Annotated in this window: 18 protein-coding genes; 17 read left to right on the top strand and 1 reads right to left on the bottom strand. The window is 68.3% G+C overall.

Annotated features, from left to right (window positions below; genetic code table 11):
* Positions 1-2: 2 nt before the first annotated feature.
* From J3A72_RS21725 to pncB, 11 genes are all read left to right on the top strand, one after another.
* A complete protein-coding gene (locus J3A72_RS21725) occupies positions 3-497 on the top strand; it encodes a GspH/FimT family pseudopilin (RefSeq protein WP_014645891.1) in 495 nt (164 codons plus the stop codon).
* Positions 494-913, top strand: a complete 420-nt coding sequence (locus tag J3A72_RS21720; RefSeq protein WP_075076486.1) for a prepilin-type N-terminal cleavage/methylation domain-containing protein — start codon at positions 494-496, stop codon at positions 911-913. Before J3A72_RS21725 ends, J3A72_RS21720 begins: the two co-directional genes overlap by 4 nt.
* The gene (locus J3A72_RS21715) at positions 910-1,542 is read left to right on the top strand and encodes a type II secretion system protein J (RefSeq protein WP_075076487.1); all 633 of its coding nucleotides are present in this window, start codon (positions 910-912) and stop codon (positions 1,540-1,542) included. Before J3A72_RS21720 ends, J3A72_RS21715 begins: the two co-directional genes overlap by 4 nt.
* Positions 1,539-2,402 (top strand): general secretion pathway protein GspK, encoded by an 864-nt coding sequence (locus tag J3A72_RS21710; RefSeq protein ID WP_046428741.1) that lies wholly within the window; start codon positions 1,539-1,541, stop codon positions 2,400-2,402. Before J3A72_RS21715 ends, J3A72_RS21710 begins: the two co-directional genes overlap by 4 nt.
* Entirely contained in the window at positions 2,399-3,544 is a 1,146-nt protein-coding gene (locus tag J3A72_RS21705) for a PilN domain-containing protein (RefSeq protein WP_075076488.1), read from the top strand. The genes J3A72_RS21710 and J3A72_RS21705 overlap by 4 nt, the downstream gene beginning before the upstream one ends.
* Complete coding sequence (gene gspM / locus J3A72_RS21700) at positions 3,525-4,232, top strand: type II secretion system protein GspM (RefSeq protein ID WP_229653769.1); 708 nt, start codon at positions 3,525-3,527, stop codon at positions 4,230-4,232. The genes J3A72_RS21705 and gspM overlap by 20 nt, the downstream gene beginning before the upstream one ends.
* Positions 4,222-5,010 carry a hypothetical protein gene (locus J3A72_RS21695; RefSeq protein WP_014645897.1) on the top strand — a complete coding sequence of 263 codons (789 nt, stop codon included), beginning with the start codon at positions 4,222-4,224 and terminating at the stop codon, positions 5,008-5,010. Before gspM ends, J3A72_RS21695 begins: the two co-directional genes overlap by 11 nt.
* Positions 5,011-5,019: 9 nt before the next feature.
* Positions 5,020-7,227 carry a type II secretion system secretin GspD gene (gene gspD, locus J3A72_RS21690; protein ID WP_049404733.1) on the top strand — a complete coding sequence of 736 codons (2,208 nt, stop codon included), beginning with the start codon at positions 5,020-5,022 and terminating at the stop codon, positions 7,225-7,227.
* Positions 7,228-7,886: 659 nt separating this feature from the next.
* Positions 7,887-8,738, top strand: a complete 852-nt coding sequence (locus tag J3A72_RS21685) for a glycosyltransferase (protein WP_075076031.1) — start codon at positions 7,887-7,889, stop codon at positions 8,736-8,738.
* Positions 8,735-9,574 (top strand): glycosyltransferase family 2 protein, encoded by an 840-nt coding sequence (locus J3A72_RS21680; protein WP_075076032.1) that lies wholly within the window; start codon positions 8,735-8,737, stop codon positions 9,572-9,574. The genes J3A72_RS21685 and J3A72_RS21680 overlap by 4 nt, the downstream gene beginning before the upstream one ends.
* A 101-nt stretch (positions 9,575-9,675) precedes the next feature.
* Positions 9,676-10,857, top strand: a complete 1,182-nt coding sequence (gene pncB, locus J3A72_RS21675) for a nicotinate phosphoribosyltransferase (RefSeq protein WP_014645901.1) — start codon at positions 9,676-9,678, stop codon at positions 10,855-10,857.
* Between the two features lie 16 nt (positions 10,858-10,873).
* On the opposite strand, the gene J3A72_RS21670 is transcribed toward pncB, so the two are convergent.
* Complete coding sequence (locus J3A72_RS21670; protein ID WP_014645902.1) at positions 10,874-11,239, bottom strand: hypothetical protein; 366 nt, start codon at positions 11,237-11,239, stop codon at positions 10,874-10,876.
* Positions 11,240-11,698: 459 nt separating this feature from the next.
* Between J3A72_RS21670 and J3A72_RS21665 the strand changes: the two genes are divergently transcribed.
* From J3A72_RS21665 to J3A72_RS21640, 6 genes are all read left to right on the top strand, one after another.
* Positions 11,699-12,238, top strand: coding sequence for a fimbrial protein (locus J3A72_RS21665; protein ID WP_014645903.1), 540 nt, complete (start codon positions 11,699-11,701; stop codon positions 12,236-12,238).
* 85 nt (positions 12,239-12,323) lie between these two features.
* Positions 12,324-13,052, top strand: a complete 729-nt coding sequence (locus J3A72_RS21660; RefSeq protein ID WP_014645904.1) for a molecular chaperone — start codon at positions 12,324-12,326, stop codon at positions 13,050-13,052.
* Positions 13,053-13,144: 92 nt separating this feature from the next.
* Entirely contained in the window at positions 13,145-15,709 is a 2,565-nt protein-coding gene (locus tag J3A72_RS21655; protein WP_049408715.1) for a fimbria/pilus outer membrane usher protein, read from the top strand.
* Positions 15,700-16,737 (top strand): fimbrial protein, encoded by a 1,038-nt coding sequence (locus J3A72_RS21650; protein WP_075076033.1) that lies wholly within the window; start codon positions 15,700-15,702, stop codon positions 16,735-16,737. The genes J3A72_RS21655 and J3A72_RS21650 overlap by 10 nt, the downstream gene beginning before the upstream one ends.
* A 266-nt stretch (positions 16,738-17,003) precedes the next feature.
* Positions 17,004-18,179: a UDP-N-acetylglucosamine 2-epimerase (non-hydrolyzing) gene (gene wecB / locus J3A72_RS21645; protein ID WP_075076034.1), complete on the top strand. Its 1,176-nt coding sequence runs from the start codon at positions 17,004-17,006 to the stop codon at positions 18,177-18,179.
* A 4-nt stretch (positions 18,180-18,183) separates the two neighbouring features.
* Positions 18,184-20,385 carry a hypothetical protein gene (locus J3A72_RS21640; RefSeq protein ID WP_075076035.1) on the top strand — a complete coding sequence of 734 codons (2,202 nt, stop codon included), beginning with the start codon at positions 18,184-18,186 and terminating at the stop codon, positions 20,383-20,385.
* Positions 20,386-20,389 lie beyond the last annotated feature (4 nt).

Here is a 20,389-nt window from a genome sequence, read left to right as displayed (position 1 = left end):
GCATGACGCACTTCCTGCCGCGCCGGTTGCCACGCCCGCGCCTGCACGGCAGGCGCGCGGCTGGACTGTCGTTGCTGGAAATGCTGCTGGTGATCGCATTGATTGCGGCGATCGGCCTGATCACCGCCGCCGGCCTGTCGCGCGGGTTCGCCGGCATGCAGCTGCGCAGCGCCGGCAAGGACATCGCCAGCCAGCTGCGCATGGTGCGCGCGCAGGCGATCGCCCGCGGCGAACCGCAGCGCTTCGTGATCGAACCGGCACGGCGCCGCTGGGAGGGGGCCAACCAGCGCCACGGTGAGGTGCCGGCACAGCTGCAGGTGCAGTTCGAAGGTGCCGCACAGCTGGCCACCGCGGCGGGGCAGGGCGTGATCGAGTTCCATCCCGATGGTGGCTCCAGCGGCGGCCGTATCCGGTTGCAGCGCGACGGTGCCGAATGGCGCGTCGACGTCGGCTGGCTGACCGGCGAGGTCCGCTCCGGCCCCTGGCGGGCGCAATGAAGCGGCGCGCGCGTGGCTTCACCCTGCTGGAAGTGATCGTCGCTTTCGCCCTGCTGGGCCTGGCGTTGACCCTGCTGCTGGGCAGCCTGTCCGGTGGCGCGAAGCAGGTACGTGACGCCGAGCTGCGCACGCGTGCGGTGCTGCATGCACAGTCGTTGCTGGCCCAGGCCGGTGTCGACGCGCCGCTGCAGGTGGGCAGCCAGCAGGGTGACTGGGAACAGGGGCGCTATCACTGGGAGCTGCAGGTCCAGCCGTGGGTCGAGCCACGCGCCGGCAACGTCGTGCAGGCCACGTCAGCGGGCACCCCATGGCTGGCCGAGCTGCAGCTGCGGGTGCGCTGGGGCGACAGCGAGCGCGAACAACTGCACTGGCGCAGCCTGCGCCTGTTGCCGCCCGACCTGGAGAACGCGCGATGAAGCGGCGCGCCGCGGGCTTCACCCTGGTCGAAGTGATGCTGGCCACCGTGCTGCTGGCCGGCGGCCTGGCACTGGCCTTTGCCAGCGTGCGCTCGGCGATGGCGGTCAGCCAGCGCGGCGAGCAGATCGCCGCTGAAAGCGAACGCATGCGCGCGGTCGAGTCGTTGCTGCGCAGGCAGCTGGCGGGTGCACTGCGCACCCCGCTGGAGGCCCCGGACCCCACCCGCGAACCCATCTTCTTCCAGGGCGAGGAGCAACGCATGCTGTTCGCCGCCGACCTGCCCGGTTACCTCGGCCATGGCGGCCCCTACCTGCACGCGCTGCAGGTGGACGGACGCGGTGGCCAACAGCGCCTGCTGCTGGACCTCGTGCTGCTGCAGGAAGGCGAGCGCATCGCCGAGAATCCGCCGCGCCCGCTGGAGGTGCTGGTGGACAACCTGAAGTCGGTGCAGCTGCGCTATCGCGGCATCGATGCCAGCACCGGGCAGGTGACCGACTGGCTGCCGCGCTGGGATGACACCCGCCGCCTGCCGATGCTGGTGGAAATCCAGATCGTGCCATCCCGGGGCGCGCCGTGGCCGCCACTGGTGGTGGCGCTGCGTGCCGGTGGCAGTGGAGGCACGCGATGAGCCGTCAGCGCGGGGCGGCATTGGTGCTGGTGCTGTGGCTGATCGCATTGATGACGGCGCTGGTCGGTGCGTTCGCGCTGAGCGCACGGGTCGAGCACCTGCAGCAGCGCGTGCTGGATGACGATGCACGCGGGCAGGAACGTGCGCGCGCCGGCCTCGAATATGCCCTCCTGCGCCTGTCAGCCGATCCGCAACGGGCGCCCTGGCGTGCCGATGGCCGTACCTACCGCTGGCAGTTCGACGACGCCAGCATCGAGATCAAGGTGCTGGACGAGAACGGCAAGATCAACCTGAACCTGGCCGACGCCGCACTGCTGACCGCCTTCCTCAAGGCGCTGGGCGAAGACGATGCACAGGCCCGGCAGTTGGCCGGCGCCATCATCGACTGGCGCGACGAGGACAGCCTGCTGCAACCGGGCGGTGGCGCCGAAGCGCCGGACTACGCCGCAGCCGGATTGCCCTACGGCCCACGCAACAAGCGCTTCGAGACCCTGGGCGAGCTGCAGCGGGTCCTGGGCATGCGCGGACCCCTGTACCGGGCGATGCTGCCGCACCTGACCCTCTACAGCCGCCAGGCACGGCCGGATCCGCAGTTCGCCAGCGCGCCGGTGCTGACCGCGCTGGGCCTGGATGCGGACAGCGTGATGGCGCAGCGCGCACAGCAGGAGCGTGATGCAGATTCCGCTGGCGGCACGACAACGCTTGCCAGCAGCAGCGGCACCTATAGTATCGAGTCCGGTGCCATCGACGGCAGTGGACGCAGGTCGGTGTTGCAGGCAGTGGTACGCAGTGGCTCGGGCGGGGTTCCCGGGCGGACTTACACAGTGCTTCGCTGGGAGCAGGGAATGACAGCAAGATGACGGCGTGGCAGGACAGTCTGCGGCAGGTGCAGGGCCGGATCGGCCCGGGCGCCGGCCGTTTCCTGCGCTGGTGGCGGCAGTCGCTGCTGGCCTGGGTGCCGGTGCGCTGGCAATGGGCATTGGGCTGGGGCCAGGCACGCCTGCTGCTGCTGCACGAGGGCGACCAGCTGCAGGTCTGGCGTGAAGCCGGCGAACGCCGCGAAGCGGTGGCGCGCCTGCCGTGGCCGCTGTCGCCGGTGGAGCTGGACCGCGTGCTGGAGCCTCGCCTGCGTACTCTGCCGCGGGTGTGGCTGCTGCCGGCGACGGACGTCCTGCGGCGTAGCCTGCGCCTGCCTGCCGCAGCGGCCGACCGCCTGCGCGCCGTGGTCGGTTTCGAGATCGACCGGCAGACCCCGTTCGAATCATCCCAGGTCAGTTATGACGTGCGTGAGCTCGGCGCGGGCGGCGAAGGCCAGCTGCAGGTCGAACTGGTGGCGTGGCCATTGCGGCAGCTGGACGCATGGCGCACCAGTGTGGGCCCATGGGCCGATGCGCTGGCGGGCGTCGATGCCATCGATGCGCAGGGCAACGTGCTGCAGGTGAACCTGCTGCCGCCCGCACAGCGCCAACTGCGGCCAGACCCGATGCGACGCTGGAACCTGCTGCTGGCAGTGGCTGCCGTCGTGATGCTGGTACTGGCCGCGGTGCAGCTGCTCGACAACCGCCAGGCCGCCGCCGATGAGCTGCGTGCACAGGTCGAGCGCAGCGCGCGCAGTGCGCGAGGTGTGGCCAGCGAACGCGCGCAGCTGCAGGCGCTGATCGATGGCGCTGCATTCCTGGAGAAGCAGCGCAGCCAGCGCGCCGGCACCGTTGAAATCTGGAACGAACTGACCCGGCGCCTGCCGGAAGGTACCTACCTGGAAAAGCTGGCGATCGAGAACAACAACCTGCAGCTGATCGGCCTGAGCCGCGAGGCGTCGCAGCTGGTGCAGCTGCTGCAGGACGCACCGCAGTGGCGCAAGGTTAACCTGACCGGGGTGCTGCAGGCCGATGGCGCGGCCAGTGGCCGCGACCGCTTCACCATGACCGCCGAACTGCAGCCGTTGCCGGCCGCCGCACCAATCCCGGAGGCGGCCGATGCCGATGCCAAGCGCACGCCGTGACCGCTGGCTGGCGCTGGCACTGCTGCTGGCAGTGCTGGGCCTGGCCTATCTGCTGCTGGTGCACCCCTGGTTCACCCAGCCGCTGCGTGCGATCGATGCCGATGTCGCCGCCCTGCGCGAACGCGAGTCGCGCGTGCAGGCGCAGCTGCAGCAGCAGCCGCAGATCGAACAGCGCCTTCGCGCTACCCGCGAGGCACTGCAGCAGCGGCCAGGCTTCCTGCGCGAAGCCACTGCCGAAGCTGCCGCCGCTGCATTGGGCGCCCGGCTGCAGGATGCGGTGGCGATGGCCAGCCCGGGCAACCGCAGCTGCACCATCAGCAACCGCACGCCGCTGACCGACAACCGGCGCGACGCCGAGTTCGTGCGCGTCGCCATGCAGGTGCGCCTGCGCTGCGGGGTGGCCGAACTGGCCACCGTGCTGCACAGCCTGGAAACCGGCAGCCCACGCCTGTTCGTCGACAACCTCAACCTGATCGCGCAGCGCTTCCAGCAATCACCGAACGAATCGGGGCTGGGCCTGGACGTGTCCTTCGAGCTGGCCGGCTATCTGCTGCCGGGCGCTGCCGCCGATGGCACGGTTCCGGCGCCCGCTGCGACACCGGCACCGTCCGCGTCGCCGGCCGAGGCCGCACCTGCGCCGCAGCCGGCGCCCCCGTCCGAAGGGCAGGAGGTGGCCGATGAAGCTTGAGCAGATCAGCCTGCGTACCGGCTTCCTGCTGGCGCTGGCCGGTTGGGCGGCCGCCGTCTGGCTGGCGACCGGCTTCGGGCTGGGCAGCCAGCTGCCGGGTGCCGGCGGTGATGCCGACGCCGCGCCATCGCTGCCATCGCTGCCGCCGCTGGCGGCCGAGCGCATGGCCAGCGCCGACAGCTACAGCGCGATCGGTGAGCGCCCGTTGTTCGCCGAAGACCGCAGGCCGCGGCCTTATCTGCTGGGTGGCAGCGAACCGGCGGCCAGCGCCGCGTTGCGCCTCACCGGTGTGCTGCTGACCGGCGATTTCGGCATGGCCACGTTCACCACCGAACAGAACCGCTCGCTGCGCCTGCGCCTCAACGGCGAAGCCGTGGATGGCTGGCAGCTGGTGGCGCTGCAGCCGCGCCAGGCGACGGTGATCGGCCCTGGTGGCAACCAGGTCCTGGAACTGGCGGTGTTCAACGGCCAGGGCGGTGAGCCGCCGACGGTGCTGCGCGGTGCCAACGGCGCACCGCCTGCAGGTGCGATCGTGGTGCCGCCCTCGGCGGGCGCTCCGCCGGCGCCGCCACCGCCCGCGGCAATCCCATCGCCGTCGCCCGCTGGCAATGCACCAGCGCCTGCGGCGGCCGCTGCAACAACCCCACCGGCCAACAACAACGGTCCCAGTGAAGCGCAGATGCAGGCCATCCGCGAGCGCATCCAGGCCCGCCGCCGCCAGCTGCAGCAACAGCAGCAACAACCGTCGCCGCCCCCGGGCGATGGCACCAACCGATAGAGTGAATGCATGAACCTGCGTTTTCTTCCCTGGTCCTTTGCCCTCGCGCTGCTGGTCGGCTGCAGTACGGTGTCCGCGCCGCACGTGCAGCGCAACGGCAATCTGTCGCCCAGCGCCGACGCCGGCCAGGCGGCCGATGTCGCTGCCGATGCCGCCCGTGAAAGCCAGGGGGCACCGCAGGCGGTGATCCGCCGCGGCACCGGCACCATGATCAACCGCGAGGCCGCGCGTGCGCCGGCACCGGCGCTGCACGGTGCCAGTACCGGCGAGGCGACCTTCAACTTCGAAGGCGAATCGCTGCATGCGGTGGTCAAGGCCATCCTTGGTGACATGCTTGGCCAGAACTACGTGATCGCACCAGGCGTGCAGGGCACGGTCACCCTGGCCACGCCCAAGCCGGTATCGCCGGCGCAGGCACTGAACCTGCTGGAGATGGTGCTGGGCTGGAACAACGCGCGGATGGTCTACAGCGGTGGGCGCTACAACATCGTCGCCGCCGACCAGGCGCTGGCCGGCACGGTCGCGCCAAGCACGGCACCCGCGGCCAGCGCGCGCGGCTTCGAAGTCCGCGTGGTCCCGCTGCAGTTCATCTCCGCCACCGAAATGAAGAAGGTGCTGGAGCCGTACGCGCGCCCCAACGCCATCGTCAACGTGGACAGTGGCCGCAACGTGATCACCCTGGGGGGTACCCGCGCGGAACTGGAAAACTACCTGCGCACCGTCGAGATCTTCGACGTCGACTGGTTGTCGGGCATGTCGGTGGGCGTGTTCCCGATCCAGTCGGGCAAGGCCGAGCAGGTCGCGGCCGACCTGGAAAAGGTGTTCGGCGAAGAGAGCAAGACGCCCAGCGCCGGCATGTTCCGTTTCCTGCCGCTGGAGAATGCCAACGCCGTGCTGGTGATCACGCCGCAGGTGCGCTACCTGGACCAGATCCAGCAGTGGCTGGATCGCATCGACACCGCTGGTGGCAGCGCCCGCCTGTTCTCCTACGAGCTGCGCTACATCAAGGCGCGCGACCTGGCCGAGCGCCTCAGCGAGGCCTTCGCCAGCAGTGGCAACCGCGGCGGCTCCAGCCCGGCCTCGCTGGCACCGGGCGCCATTCCGTCGCAGCTGGGCGGCGACGGCGACCGTGGCATGGACAACAGCAGCAGCAACCTGGGTTCGACGCTGGGCGGAACCAGTGGTAGTGGCAGTGGCAGCAGCAATGGCAGCCTGAACCTGCCGCAGCGCCAGCCCGGCAACGTCAGTGTCAGCCTGGAGGTGGAGGGCGACCGCGTCGGCGTGTCGGCGGTGGAGGAAACCAACACCCTGCTGGTGCGCTCGACGCCGCAGGCGTGGCGCTCGATCCGCGAGGTGATCGAGAAGCTGGACGTGATGCCGCTGCAGGTACACATCGAAGCCCAGGTGGCCGAGGTCTCGCTGGATGGCGACCTGAAGTACGGCGTGAACTGGTTCTTTGACAATGCCGTGGCCGGGCGTGCCCTGACGGGCGCATTGGGCGGCGTGACCCTGCCGGCGGCAGCGGGTGGCTCGTGGAGCAGCTTCGCCGGTGCCGCAACGGGCGGCGAAGGCCTGGGCTGGGCATTCACCGGCCACAATGGCGCGGCGGTGGTAAGTGCGCTGGACAAGGTCACGGATGTACGCCTGCTGCAGACGCCTTCGGTGTTCGTGCGCAACAACGCCGAGGCCACGCTCAACGTGGGCGACAAGGTGCCGATCAACACCACCACGGTGAACACCGGCGTGGGCACCAGCACCTACAGCTCGGTGCAGTACATCGACACCGGCGTGATCCTGAAGGTGCGCCCGCGCGTGACCCGCGATGGCACGGTGTTCCTGGATATCGTGCAGGAAGTGAGCAGCGCCTCGAACGTGCCCGACAACTGCAATCCGACCGAGCGCAACTGCAACCCGCGAATTTCCACAAAGAAGCTGTCGACCGAAGCGGCGGTGCAGAGCGGCGACACCATCATGCTGGCTGGCCTGATCACGGATTCGGGCACCGATGGCAGCAGCGGCATTCCCGGCCTGAGCCGTATTCCGGTAGTTGGCGCGCTGTTCGGGCAGAAGAGCCGCTCCAGCCGCCGTTCCGAGGTGATCGTGCTGCTGACCCCGAGCATCGTGCGCAACAGCCTGGAATCGCGCAACCTGACCGACGAGTACAGCAAGCGCTTCCGCGCGATGGAGCCGCTGAACCAGCCGCGCGCGAAGAAGTAAGGGGTTACGGCCGGGCGGCGCCCGGCACCCGCCGAGGCCGGAGCAACGGCAACGGCCAAAGCGAAAGCAACAGCAACAGCAACAGCAACAGCAACAGCAACAGCAACAGCAACAGCAACAGCAACAGCGGGTTTACTGAGGGAGGGTGGGTCGGCGTGGGGTGGCAGGACACGCCGTAAACCCGTCCCTGGGGGCTCGATGGCGCCATCCATGGCGCCAACGGTCCTGCCACCCCACGCCGACCCACCTCTGACAGAGTCCCGCGGCTGTTGGTAGGTGTCGACCTTGGTCGACACGGTAGATCCGCGCCATGCGTGGATGACTGTCTGTCAGATTTCGAAATCAGAAAATGGGGTCAGATCCGTTTTCCTCTGGAAAACGGATCTGACCCCAGGCTTTGCCGACAGATCGCAGAAATCTGTCGAAGGCGGGGTGGGTCTGGTTGCGGGGGCGTGAGCCGCATGGATGCGGCGACCGAGCTTACATGGACGTACTTGCAGCGTCCCCCGCAACCGGACCCACCCCGCCATCCCACGGATGGCCGGCTTCTGCTGTTGCTTCGGCTTCGGCTCCAGCTCCAGCCTCCGCGGGTGCCGGGTGCAACCCGGCCGATACCCTCCCGGTGCTACGCTGTGGCCACCGACAACCACGGAGGCGGGATGGGGGCGATCGTGTTGTTGCCGCTGTGCGTGGACGATGCCGCACTCGACCGCTGCCTGGCCGCGCTGGATGCCGGCACGGCGCCAGGGACCGCGGTCTGGTTGGCCGATGACGCACAGACCGGGCCACGCGCGCAGGCGGTGGTGGAACACTGGCTGGCGCATACGCCGCTGCAGGCCGAGTACACCCGGCGCTCGCGGCCACTGGGCGAAGTCGCCCATCTGGACGAGATGCTGCGCGCCTGCGATGGCCTGGACGTGGCCGTGCTGGCGCCGGACAGCGTGCCATCACCCGGCTGGTTGCAGCAGTTGCAGGATGCCTTCGCCCGCGATGCCGCGATCGCCACCGCAACCCCCTGGTGCAATGCCGGCGAGACCGCCGCGTGGCCACGGCTGGGCGAGATCAATCCCGAGCCGCAGGACCCGGTCCTGCTGGCGCACACCTGCGCGACGCTGCCGACGCTGCACCCGGAGCTGCCATCGGCGGTCACCCACGCGGTGCTGGTGCGCGGCAACGCGCGCCGTCGCGCCGGCGGCCTGGACGTGGACAGCTACGCTGGCTGGAACGCGGCACTGGTCGACCTCAGCCTGCGCATGGCCGGCCTTGGCTGGCGCAACGTGCTGTGCGAGACCGCCTTCGTCAGCCGGGCAGGGGAGGCGGTCAGCCGCGATGGCGATCTGGAGGCCCTGGCCGCGCGCTGGCCGGCCTGGGTACCGCGGCTGGCCGATTTCCTGATGCACGACCCGCTGCACGGGCTGCGCGCCGACCTGCAGCAGCGCATGCGGCAGGCGATAATGCCGAAGGAACAGGGCGACCTGTTCGTCCCGTCAGTGCCGGAGCCACCCGTTTGAATGTTGCCATCGCCGCCATCGTCGTCACTTACCAGAGTGGGAGCACCATCGATGCCTGCCTCTCGCGCCTGCGCCAGGCGCAGGATGTGGCCGAGATCTGGGTGATCGACAATGGTTCGCTGGATGGCACCCTGGACATCGTGCAGCGGCATGCCAGCCACGATCCACGCGTGCGCTTCGTCGGCAACCCGGACAATCCCGGCTTCGCCGCCGCCAACAACCAGGGCGTGGCCGACTCGCACAGCCCGTGGCTGGCCTTCATCAACCCGGACCTGATGGTCGAGCCGGACACGCTGGCCGAACTGCGCTCCCGCGCCGAAGCGCTGGGCGACTGCCTGCTGGGCGTTGAACAGGTGGACGAGCATGGCCATGCCGACGAGGCGGTGCGCCGCCGCGACCCGGATTTCCTGAGGATGCTGCGTTCGCCCGGCAAGGGCTCGAAGCTGGCGGTTCCGCGTGAGCCGCACCAGGCACTGCAGCGGGTGCCGGCACTGTCCGGCGCACTGCTGATGATGCCGCGCGCGCTGTTCGACCGTATCGGTGGCTGGGACGCAGGCTATCGCCTGCACGCCGAGGACCTGGACCTGTGCCGGCGCGCGCGCGAAGCCGGCGCGGTGGTAGCGATCGCCAACGACCTGCAGGTTACCCATGTGCGCGGTGTCTCCAGCCGCTCGCGGCCGTTCTTCGTGGAATGGCACAAGCACAGGGGGCTGTGGCGCTACTTCCAGAAGTTCGAGGCCAGGCAGCGTTCGCTGCCGGTGCGCGCGGCGGTATGGGCTGCGATCTGGGCGCATGCGCTGATGCTGGTGCCGCGCCTGCTGCGCAGGTCGTTGTAGAGCCGAGCCCACGCTCGGCTGCATGGAAAGGGTCATCCACGCATGGTGTGGCTCCACTCGCCGCGCCCACGGTTCACTCCGCCGGGCGCATAATCCGCCCCATGCCTATCATCCAGTCCCTGCTCGACACCGACCTGTACAAGTTCACCATGATGCAGGCGGTGCTCCACCAGCACCCCGGCGCCCAGGTGCAGTACCGGTTCAAGTGCCGCACCCCCGGCATCGACCTGGCAAGCTACATCGCCCAGATCGATGAGGAAATCGACCACCTGTGCAGCCTGCGTTTCAGCGACGCGGAACTGGACTACATGCGAGGCCTGCGCTTCGTGAAGCCGGACTTCGCCGATTTCCTAGGCCTGTTCCATCTGGACCGCAAGTACATCCAGCTGCGTGCGTCGACGGCCGTGCCCGGCGAGATCGAGCTGGACATCACCGGCCCGTGGCTGCACACCATCCTGTTCGAAGTGCCGCTGCTGGCGATCATCAACGAAGTCTGGTTCCGCAACACCACCACGGCCGACTTCGCCGAAGGCGAGCGCCGCCTGCAGGCCAAGGCCGCGCTGCTGCGCGATACCCCCGGTTTCGAGCACTGCCGCATCGCCGACTACGGCAGCCGTCGCCGCTACTCGCGTGACTGGCATGCCCGCCTGCTGCCGCTGCTGCGCGACGCGCTCGGCCCGCAGCTGGTCGGTACCAGCAACGTCCACTTCGCGCGCCTGTATGGCATGACCCCGCACGGCACCATGGCCCACGAGTACCTGCAGGCGTTCCAGGCGCTCGGCCCGCGCCTGCGTGATTCGCAGGTGGCAGCACTGGAATCGTGGGCGCGCGAGTACCGCGGCGATCTTGGCATCGCGCTGTCCGACGTGGTCGGCCTGGACGCGTTCCTGCGCGACTTCGACATGTATTTCTGCAAGCTGTTCGACGGTGTGCGCCATGACTCCGGCGATCCGTTCGACTGGGGCGACCGCATGCTGGCGCATTTCCAGCAGCGCCGGGTCGATCCGCGCAGCAAGGTGCTGGTGTTCAGCGATGGGCTCGACATCGCCAAGGTGATGCGGCTGTACGACTACTTCCGCGGTCGCTGCCAGGTCGCGTTCGGCGTTGGCACCCACCTGACCAATGACCTGGGCCCGACGCCGCTCAACATCGTCATCAAGATGGTCCGCTGCAACGGCCAGCCGGTGGCCAAGCTCAGCGATTCGCCGGGCAAGAGCATGTGCGACGACCCGGGTTACCTGGCCTACCTGCGCCAGGTGTTCGAATTGCCGCAGCCGGAGTAATACCGGCCTGCAGGGCTTACAGGTAGTCGACGACCACCAGGTAGGCGCCCTGCAGCGGCTGCTGCTTCGAAGCCTGCACGCTGTAGCGCTCGGAGAAGGCGATATCGCCGGCGCGCATCGCGCTGGCCGACACCGACAGCTTCTGGCCCTGGCGCTTGCCGTCACGCAGCGTCGCCGCCTGGCCATCGGCCAGTGCCGTCACGGCCACCGTCGAACCCTTGGCCGACGGCGGGCAGGCCGCCAGGCTCAGCTCACCCTGGGACAGGTTCGTCGTGCAGCCCGGCTCGGCGATACGGCCGCTGAAACGGATGCTGCCGCTGCTGGCCTGGGCCAGCGCACTGACGGACATCAGGGCCACGCACAGCAGAATGGAGTTCCTCATGACACGTTCTCTGGTTCGGTGTGTCCTAGTTAGCGACAGGATCGATCAACCTTTAATAGGACGATTCCGAATCTGCTAGGGCCATCACCAAGAAAGAGTGATGCGCATCAAAGAAGCCAAATTCCCCCTGAAAAATGCCTGTTTCCGCGCGTGCCGAACGCGTCGCGCAATGCGACATCCCCAGTCGTTTGTAGCGTGACCGGGCCCCGCGTCAAATCCCCCGCACCCCGAGGCTGTGATTTCGCCTAACACGTCACATTTAAAGCGTCAATGAATTGGCGTTCAGAAAAATAATGAGACTTTCATCACAGTTGTGCCTATACTTGCGTCACGGATTCAGGGAGAGGTATGTCCGAGTCCGGCCACAGGTGAGACGCAAGGATGGGTCTTGTTAGCCCGGCAGTGCTCCTTGCTTCCTCCTCTACTTCTCATCTCTTCAGTAGGGTTAGGTAAAAGCGAATGCACAAGATGAACCTCATTGCCGCTCTGATGCTGGCCGCCGCTCCGCTGGCCGCCAACGCCGCCGACGGCACCATCACCTTCAATGGCAAGGTGACCGACAAGACCTGCACCATCTCGACCCCGGGCGGCAAGGACTTCGCCGTGACCCTGCCGACCGTGTCCAAGAACACCCTGGCCACCGCCGGTGCCGTTGCGGGCCGTACCCCGTTCGCCATCAACCTGACCAAGTGCAGCGCCGGCAACGTCGCCACCTACTTCGAGCCGGGTTCGACCGTCGACTTCAACAGCGGCCGCCTGGTCAACCAGGCCTCGGCCAACGCTGCCACCAACGTGCAGCTGCAGCTGCTGGGCTCGAACAACCAGTTCCTGCCGATCAAGGCTGCCGGCGCTGGCCTGGCGCAGACCAACTCGCAGTGGGTCACCGTCGGCACCGACGGCTCGGCCGATCTGAACTACTACGCTGAGTACTACGCCACTGCCGCCGCCACCCCGGGCGACGTCACCAGCAGCGTCAAGTACACGATCATCTACAACTGATCGTCGTCGTACCCGCATTGGCCGGCGTAAGCGCCGGCCAGTGCTTCGCGGCCCTTGGCCACACCCCTCGAGCGTAGTACTTCCGATGAAAGCAATCTTTCCCCGGGCGCTGCTGCTGGCAGCGTTCACGCTGCCCTTCTGCCAGAACGCTCTGGCCGGCGTGGTGGTCAACGGCACGCGAGTGATCTATCCGGCGCAGGCGCGCGAAGTGACCGTGCAGGTCGACAACGTGGGCGATTCGCCGGCGCTGGTCCAGGCCTGGATCGACAGCGGCGACGCCAACCAGACCGCCGACAACAGCGACGCCCCGTTTGTACTGACGCCGCCGATCGCGCGTGTCGAGCCGGGCCGCAGCCAGGCGCTGCGCGTGATCTTCTCCGGTGCGCAGCTGCCGACCGACCGTGAGTCGGTGTTCTGGCTCAACGTGCTGGATGTGCCGCCGTCGCCCGACAACGCCGACAGCGGCGACCAGAATTACCTGCAGGTCGCGTTCCGTTCGCGCCTGAAACTGTTCTACCGGCCGCAGGGCCTGAAGGGCGTCGCCAACGACGCGCCGGCAGCGTTGCGCTGGACCCGCACGGGCGATCGCCTGCGGGTGGAAAACCCCAGCCCCTTCCACGTCACGCTGGCCGAAGTGCATGCCGTGACCGGCAGCAGCGAGAAGACCGTCGAGGACAAGGGCGCCATGGTCGCGCCGAAGCAGAGCCTGGAGTTCACCGCACCGGCGGGCTCCGACCAGGTGCGCTTCATCACCATCAACGATTACGGCGGTCGGGTGGAGCACACGGTCCGCCTCGGCAGTACCGGGGGCTGAACGCGCCGCGCCGGCCATGGGCCTGCGCATCCCGCCACCGCCGCCGTGCGGCGAATTGAAGGAATGTCAGTGTGATCGGAAACAGATTGACATTGTCGATCCACCAGGCGATCTGCCTGCTGGTTGCTGGCGTGGCCTGCCCAGGATGGGCGCTGGCTGCGCCGGCCAATCTCGGCGAACAGGCGCTGATGGCGCAGAGCGGTGCGGCCAATGCGCGTGCACCCGAGTCGGCCCAGTTCAACTCCAGCTTCCTCTCTGGCCAGGCCAAGCAGGTCGACCTGGCCTCCTTCACCAATGGCAACCCGATGGTGGCTGGCACCTACCGTGTCGACGTCTACGTCAACGGTGGCTGGCAGGGCCGTCGCGATCTGCAGTTCAAGGCCGATGAGCAGGGCCGCGTCGACGCCTGCCTGCCGCTGCCGATGCTGGAAGAAATGGGTGTGGACAGCGAGGCCGTGCTGCTGCAGCAGGACCCGACGCTGCCGACCGACACGACCAGCTGCGTGCCGGTACAGCGGCGCATGGCCAATGCCTATGGCATCTATGACAGCGGCAACCTGCGCTACGACCTCAGCATCCCGCAGGTGTTCCTGCGCCGCGAGGCGCGCGGCTACGTCAATCCGTCGCTGTGGGACCGCGGCATCAACGCTGGCTTCGTCGGCTACAGCTTCAACGCCATCGACAGCGACAGCCGTGTTGAAGGGGGGCAGCGCAATCGCAGCGCCTACCTCGGCCTCAACGCCGGCCTGAACCTGGGAGGCTGGCAGTTCCGCCACGATTCCAACCTGACCTGGTCCGAAGGCAACGGCCGCCACTGGCAGAGCATTGCCACCTATGCGCAGCGCGGCATCCCGCAGGTGCGCGGCATGCTCACCATTGGTGAGGCCTACACCACGGGCGAGCTGTTCGATTCGATCGGCTACCGGGGTGCCAGCCTGGCCAGCGACGACCGCATGCTGCCCGATTCGCTGCGCGGTTACGCGCCGGTCGTGCGCGGCATTGCCGAAACCAACGCGCGCATCGAAGTGCGCCAGAACCAGCAGCTGATCTACTCCTCCACCGTATCGCCGGGCAGCTTCGTCATCGACGACCTGTACCCGACCGGCTACGGCGGCGACCTGGAAGTGAGCGTGATCGAGGCCGACGGCCGCCGCCGCGAATTCAAGGTGCCGTTCGGTTCTGTGCCGCAGATGCTGCGCGAAGGCGTGTCGCGCTACTCGCTGACCGCCGGCCAGGTGCGCAACAAGCTGCTGGCCGATGAGCCGTGGCTGGTGCAGGGTACCTACCAGCGTGGCATCGGCAACCAGTTGACCCTGTACGGCGGCAGCGCGCTGAGCGAAGGCTACCTGTCGCTGCTGTACGGTGTTGGCCTGTCCACGCGCGTTGGTGCCTTCGCTGCCGACGTCACCCATGCACGGACCTCGTTCGACCACTACGGCAGCCATACCGGCGCCAGTGTGCGGCTGAGCTACAGCAACATGATCGGCGAGACCGGGACCAACCTGACCCTGGCCGCCTACCGCTACTCCACTGAAGGCTTCTACAGCCTGCAGGACGCGCTGTATGGCCGTGATTCGGACAAGCGCGGCATCGATCCGACCACCCGTGGCCGTCAGCGCAGCCAGTTCCAGGTAACGCTGAACCAGCCGCTGGGCCGACGTGGCGGTGCGCTGTACGTGACCGGCTCGGTGCGTGACTTCTACGACCGTTCCGGCACCTCCAAGCAGTACCAGGTGGGCTACAACAACGCCTGGCGCTCGGTGAACTACGGTTTCTCGGCGCTGCGCACCGAAGAAGGCGTGCTCGGCCGTTCCGATACCCAGTACCTGCTGTCGATGAGCGTGCCGCTGGGCCGGGGCACCCACCCGGTGTCGTTCAGCGCCGACCTTGGCGCGCGCGACCGCGGTGGCTACGACAACAGCCGCGTCGGCATCACCGGTTCGGCCGGCGTCGACAACAACTTCAGCTACGGCGTGGCCCTGTCCGATTCCCGCGAGGGTGGCACCACTGCGGTCGGCAATGCCGAGTACCGCAGCCGCTACTCGGCGTTGAACGCCACCTACAGCCACTCGCGTGATTTCCGCCAGGCGTCGGTCGGTGCCAACGGCAGCGTGGTCGTGCATCCGGGCGGCTTCACCTTCACCCCGCAGCGCGGCGACACCATGGTGCTGGTCGAAGCGCCGGGCGCGCGCGATGCGATCGTCAGCAACGCGCCGGGCCTGCGCGTCGATGGCCGCGGCTACGCCGTGGTGCCGTACGTGTCGCCGTACCGCCTCAACACCGTCACCCTCGATCCGCAGGGCATGGCCCACGACGTCGAACTGGAAAGCACCAGCCAGTCCATCGCGCCGTTCGCCGGTGCCATCAGCTACCTGCGCTTCGACACCCGCAAGGGCAACGCGCTGCTGATCCAGGTGCGCAACGCCGATGGCCGCAGCATGCCGTTCGGTGCGCAGGTCAAGGACGAACAGGGCCAGCCGGTCGGCATGGTCAGCCAGGGCGGCCGCCTGTACGTGCGCAGCGAGAAGAACCAGGGCCAGTTGCAGGTCGAGTGGGGCGCCGGTGCCGACCAGCGCTGCACCATTGATTACCAGGTACCGGCGGGCGCCGATGCGTCCAAGACCGGCTTCATCCCGCTGGAGGCAGCATGCCGATGATTTCTTCCCGTGGCCGCAAGGCGCTGGCCGCGCTGGCCCTACTGGGCGGCGTGCTGCTGGCGCAGCAGGCCAGCGCCGCCTGCCGCATCCAGAACAGCTGGTTCATCGCCCAGGACGTGACCATGGACATGGGCCAGATCGTGATCCTGCCCAGCACCCCGGTCGGCGGTGTGATCAAGGAAATCAGTGAACCGATCACCCAGCAGAACAGCGTTGCCCGCTGCGATTCCTGGACCGGCGGTCGTTCGATCGGTGAGTACGTCAACGCAGCGCAGAAGCGCCCCGTGGCCGGCTTCTCGAACGTCTATGAAACCGATGTGGCAGGCGTCGGCATCCGCCTGTACCGCGATTCGGGTGCGATCCAGACCTACTACCCGCACTCGATCAACTTCGGTGGCGGTTCCGTGGTCAGCCTCATCGGTGGCCAGTTCCGCATCCAGCTGATCAAGACCGCTGCGCAGACCGGTTCGGGCGTGATCGCGCCGAACGGCCGCTTCACCAACTACTACTTCGACGGCGATGGCCCCGGGCGCCCGGTACTGACCTCGACGTTCAAGGGCTCGGGCACCACCGTGGTCAGCCCGACCTGTGAAGTGCAGGCCGGCAGCCGCAACATTGCCGTCGATTTCGGCAGTGTGCCCAACACCACCTTCACTGGTGTCGGCTCCAAGGCCGTTGATCGCGACTTCGAGATCCGCCTGAACTGCCAGGGCAGCAACGTTGCCGCCTACCAGAGCAAGATCGGCATCCGCCTCGATGCCGACCAGGACAGCTCGAACATGCCGGGCGTGCTGAAGCTGAGCGCGGCCAGCAACAGTGCCACCCGCATCGGCATCCAGATGGTCCAGCGCGATGGCAGCACCGAGCGTGAAGTGCGCTTCGGCCAGACCATCAGCGTTGGCACCACCGCGCCGGGTACCAGCGTCATGGCGCTGCCGCTGCGCGCGCGCTACGTGCAGACCCAGGCCGGTACGGTGGGCGCGGGTGTCGCAAACGGCCAGGCCACGTTCACCATCCAGTACGAGTAAGGCCGCCCCGGCGGCTGCCCCTGCTGCGTTCCGCCGCAACGTCGCCCGGCTCACGGGCGGCGTTGACTGCGTCTTGATCCTGCAACGATGAAGATCGATGCCACGACGCGCATACAGACGTCTTAGTGTGATGTATGTCGCGAATTTGGAGTTTCCTCATGAGGTGACCGTCTCCTGCCTGCGGGTGCTGGACGGCAACGCCGAAAGGATCCAGACGTGGCTACTGCTGCTTGCCCCCTTCCGCGCCGGCTTTCGGGAGCGCTCCGGTGAAGGTCCTGTCGGTGTTCGGCACGCGACCGGAAGCCATCAAGATGGGGCCGCTGGTGCGCGCCCTGGCACACGCTGCGGATATCGAATCGGTGGTCTGCATCACCGGGCAGCACCGGGCGATGCTCGACCAGGTGATGGCGCTGTTCGAGATCACCGCCCACCATGACCTCGATGTCATGGTGCCCAACCAGACCCTCAATGGCCTGTGTTCCAGGCTGTTCGAACGGCTTGACGCGCTCTACACGCAGGTCCGCCCCGACTACGTGCTGGTGCATGGCGATACCACCACGGCGATGACCGCGGCCCTGGCCGCGTTCCATCACCGCATCCCGATCGGCCATGTCGAGGCCGGCCTGCGCACCGGCGACATCCACCGGCCGTGGCCGGAGGAGATGAACCGGCGGGTGATCGATGTGGTCGGCCATCAGTTGTATGCACCCACTCCCGGCTCGCGCGCCAACCTGGCCCGTGAGCACCTGGGCGGGCAGATCCTGGTCACCGGCAACACCGTCATCGATGCCCTGCAGCAGACCGTGCAGCGGCTGGATGCCGATCCGGCACTGCGTGCGCAGGCCGACGAACCCTTCCATATGCTCGACCCCGGCCGCCGGCTGCTGCTGGTCACCGGCCATCGCCGCGAGAGTTTCGGCCAGGGCTTCGAGGACATCTGCCGTGCGCTGGCCGAGCTGGCACGGCGGCCGGACCTGCAGGTGCTGTACCCGGTGCACCTCAACCCGAACGTGCAGGGCCCGGTCAATGCCCACCTCGGCAACCTCGACAACGTGCACCTGGTGCCGCCGCAGGATTACCTGCGCTTCGTGCGCCTGATGCAGCGCGCCGACGTCATCCTCACCGACTCCGGTGGCGTGCAGGAAGAAGCCCCGGCGCTGGCCAAACCGGTGCTGGTGATGCGCGATGTCACCGAACGGCCGGAGGCGGTCGAAGCCGGTGTGGTCACGCTGGTCGGCACCACGCCCTCGCGCATCGTCGATGCGGTCAACGCGGTGTTGGCACGCCCCCCGCAGCCGGCCCGCTTCGACCCCGATGCCAGCCCGTACGGGGATGGCCGCGCCAGCGCCCGCATCGTCGCCGCCCTGCGCGGTGCGCCCCTTCCCGAATTCTCGCCCGGCGTCCGCAGCAGCGGCGCCGTCCACCCCATCCACGCGAAGTGACGCCATGACCCAGACCGGCCGCTCTTCCCTGTTTGCATCCGCCGCTGCGTTCGTCCTGTCGGGCGTGGTTGGCAGTGCCCATGCCGCCGACAGCGTCGCCGGCCAGTTCACCGAATGGAGCAGCGACAGCACGGTGAACCGGCAGATGACCCTGCGCGAACTCGGTTTCCGCCAGCCACTGGTGCTGAGCGGGCAGGAGAGCCAGCGCGAGGTCTACCTGCCGGTGCCGGCCGGTGTGGCCACCCGCGACGCGCAGCTGCAGCTGGATGGGCGCTATGTGCGCGGCCACGCCGGGCGCACCTCGGGCCTGTGGTCGGTCGATGGCGACCCGATCGCGGCGCGTTCGATCATCGATGCCCAGGGCGATGCCAGCCAGCTGCTGGCCATCGATGGCGAACCCCGCCAGAGCGGCTTCGTACGGGTCGGCGTCGGCTGGTGGTCGATCGTGTCCGATTACCAGTGCGCCGACCAGAGCGCGCCGGCCAATGTGCTGCGGCTGTCGCCGGACTCGCGTTTCAGCTACCGCTTCGACGGCCGCGCCGTGGATACCGTTGCCAAGGCGTGGGGGGCGCTGCCACCGCGGGTGCGCCTGCTGGTGGATGGCAAGGCGCTGCAGGCACCGGCCTACGATGCGGCCTGGCGCATCGGTACCGCGTTGCAGGCCGGGGGCAAACAGGTGCAGGTGGTGGCCCTGCCCAAGGTCGGTGACAGCGTTGACCTGGCCGGTATCAGCATCCCGGCCAGCCTGCAGGGCGTGCCGGCCTACGCCGCGCTGGCCACGGGTGAGCGCGCGCATGCGATCAGGGATCTGGCCGAAGTCGGCGCGCTGCTGTCATTGCGCGACAGCGGGCCGTTGGCCGCCGATGTGATGATCGGCAGCGATGCACTGCGCGCCGGCGTGCGTGCGGCGCTGGATGCGCTGGCCGTACAGGTCGGCGCGGCGGGGGCCGATGCGGGCACCGCGTTCGCCGCGTGGCGCGGTACCGACATGGGCGGCCTGGAAAAGCCCGCCGCCAACGCGTCGGTCAGCGTGGTGGCCGTGGCCGGGCGTCCGACGCTGGTGGTCGACCCGGCGGCGGCGGGCAAGGTCGCCGGGCTGCTCGCCGAGCAGTGGCGCAGCTATGCACTGGGCCGCAGCCTGCAGGTCAGCGCAGCGGGCACGCCCAGACTGGATGGTGACCAGGTACTGCTGAGCCGGCTCGGCAACATGGCCGGCACCATGGATGTGGTGACCCGCGCCGACCGCAGCGCCAGCTTCGACCTCGGCGCACTGTCGGCCGATGGCCGCCTGCCCGAGCAGGTGGTGATCGATGTCTCGGCGGCCCCCAACGCGGCCGGGCAGGGCGCGGTCGCCACGATCTACCTCAACGATTACCTGCTGGGTGGCAAGGTGCTGTCGGCCAACGGCCAGCCGCAACGGCTGGTGGCCAAGGTGCCGGCCTACGCGCTGTCGGCACGCAACGAGATCCGTGTCAGCTTCCTGCGCCAGCCGGCGCGTCCCTACTGCCACGATCCGGCCACGGGCTATCCGGTCTCGATCCTGCCCAGCAGCCACCTGACCCTGGCCAAGCGTTCGCTGGGCAGTGACTTCGTGGGTGCCAGCAGCCAGCTGTCGCGCGGCAACCAGGTGTTCGTGCCCGGCACCTGGCTGCAGGATGCGCCGGCCTCGCTGGGCAAGGTCATCGCGGTGACCAGCGCAGTGGGCGCATCGCCGGAGGCATCGGAACTGAAGGTGGTCGAAGCCGGTGCCGTGGTCAGCCCGGGCGCGCCGTGGCTGGCGTTCGGCGTGGCGCCATCCGGTGTCGATATGGCCGGCCTGAAGGATGGCCACCTGCTGATCGGCGGCAAGCCGCAACCGCTGTTGGATGTGAGCGGGCTGGATCGTGCCGCGGTGGTGCAGGTGGGGTCGTCCGGTGGCCAGCTGGGCGTTGTTTACAGCGACCTCGGTGCGCAGTCACCGCCGTTCGGCGCCCCATTCCGTTTGCTGCGGGGCGATCTCGCCGTGCTCGACGGCAGTGATGCCGTGCGCGAATTCGACCGCCAGGATCCCTACGGCACGCGTATCGCGCAGGACGGCAACCCGCAATCGAAGTGGGAACGGCACATGGTCTGGCTGCTGCTGCTGGTCGGCGTGATCGTGTTCGCGCTGCTGGCCGCCCGCGTCACCCAGGTGCGTCGCCGCAAGTCCGCCAACACAGGGCACTGATCCA

Source organism: Stenotrophomonas sp. PvP093, assembly GCF_017876915.1.
Taxonomy (GTDB): domain Bacteria; phylum Pseudomonadota; class Gammaproteobacteria; order Xanthomonadales; family Xanthomonadaceae; genus Stenotrophomonas; species Stenotrophomonas muris.
This window is presented reverse-complemented; position numbering and strand designations above follow the sequence as displayed.

Bases quoted from the DNA above. Each gene is read 5' to 3' on its own strand.
- J3A72_RS21725 (WP_014645891.1), top strand. From the start codon at position 3: ATGACGCACTTCCTGCCGCGCCGGTTGCCACGCCCGCGCCTGCACGGC.
- J3A72_RS21720 (WP_075076486.1), top strand. From the start codon at position 494: ATGAAGCGGCGCGCGCGTGGCTTCACCCTGCTGGAAGTGATCGTCGCT.
- J3A72_RS21715 (WP_075076487.1), top strand. From the start codon at position 910: ATGAAGCGGCGCGCCGCGGGCTTCACCCTGGTCGAAGTGATGCTGGCC.
- J3A72_RS21710 (WP_046428741.1), top strand. From the start codon at position 1,539: ATGAGCCGTCAGCGCGGGGCGGCATTGGTGCTGGTGCTGTGGCTGATC.
- J3A72_RS21705 (WP_075076488.1), top strand. From the start codon at position 2,399: ATGACGGCGTGGCAGGACAGTCTGCGGCAGGTGCAGGGCCGGATCGGC.
- gspM (WP_229653769.1), top strand. From the start codon at position 3,525: ATGCCAAGCGCACGCCGTGACCGCTGGCTGGCGCTGGCACTGCTGCTG.
- J3A72_RS21695 (WP_014645897.1), top strand. From the start codon at position 4,222: ATGAAGCTTGAGCAGATCAGCCTGCGTACCGGCTTCCTGCTGGCGCTG.
- gspD (WP_049404733.1), top strand. From the start codon at position 5,020: ATGAACCTGCGTTTTCTTCCCTGGTCCTTTGCCCTCGCGCTGCTGGTC.
- J3A72_RS21685 (WP_075076031.1), top strand. From the start codon at position 7,887: ATGGGGGCGATCGTGTTGTTGCCGCTGTGCGTGGACGATGCCGCACTC.
- pncB (WP_014645901.1), top strand. From the start codon at position 9,676: ATGCCTATCATCCAGTCCCTGCTCGACACCGACCTGTACAAGTTCACC.
- J3A72_RS21670 (WP_014645902.1), bottom strand. From the start codon at position 11,239: ATGAGGAACTCCATTCTGCTGTGCGTGGCCCTGATGTCCGTCAGTGCG.
- J3A72_RS21665 (WP_014645903.1), top strand. From the start codon at position 11,699: ATGCACAAGATGAACCTCATTGCCGCTCTGATGCTGGCCGCCGCTCCG.
- J3A72_RS21660 (WP_014645904.1), top strand. From the start codon at position 12,324: ATGAAAGCAATCTTTCCCCGGGCGCTGCTGCTGGCAGCGTTCACGCTG.
- J3A72_RS21650 (WP_075076033.1), top strand. From the start codon at position 15,700: ATGCCGATGATTTCTTCCCGTGGCCGCAAGGCGCTGGCCGCGCTGGCC.
- J3A72_RS21640 (WP_075076035.1), top strand. From the start codon at position 18,184: ATGACCCAGACCGGCCGCTCTTCCCTGTTTGCATCCGCCGCTGCGTTC.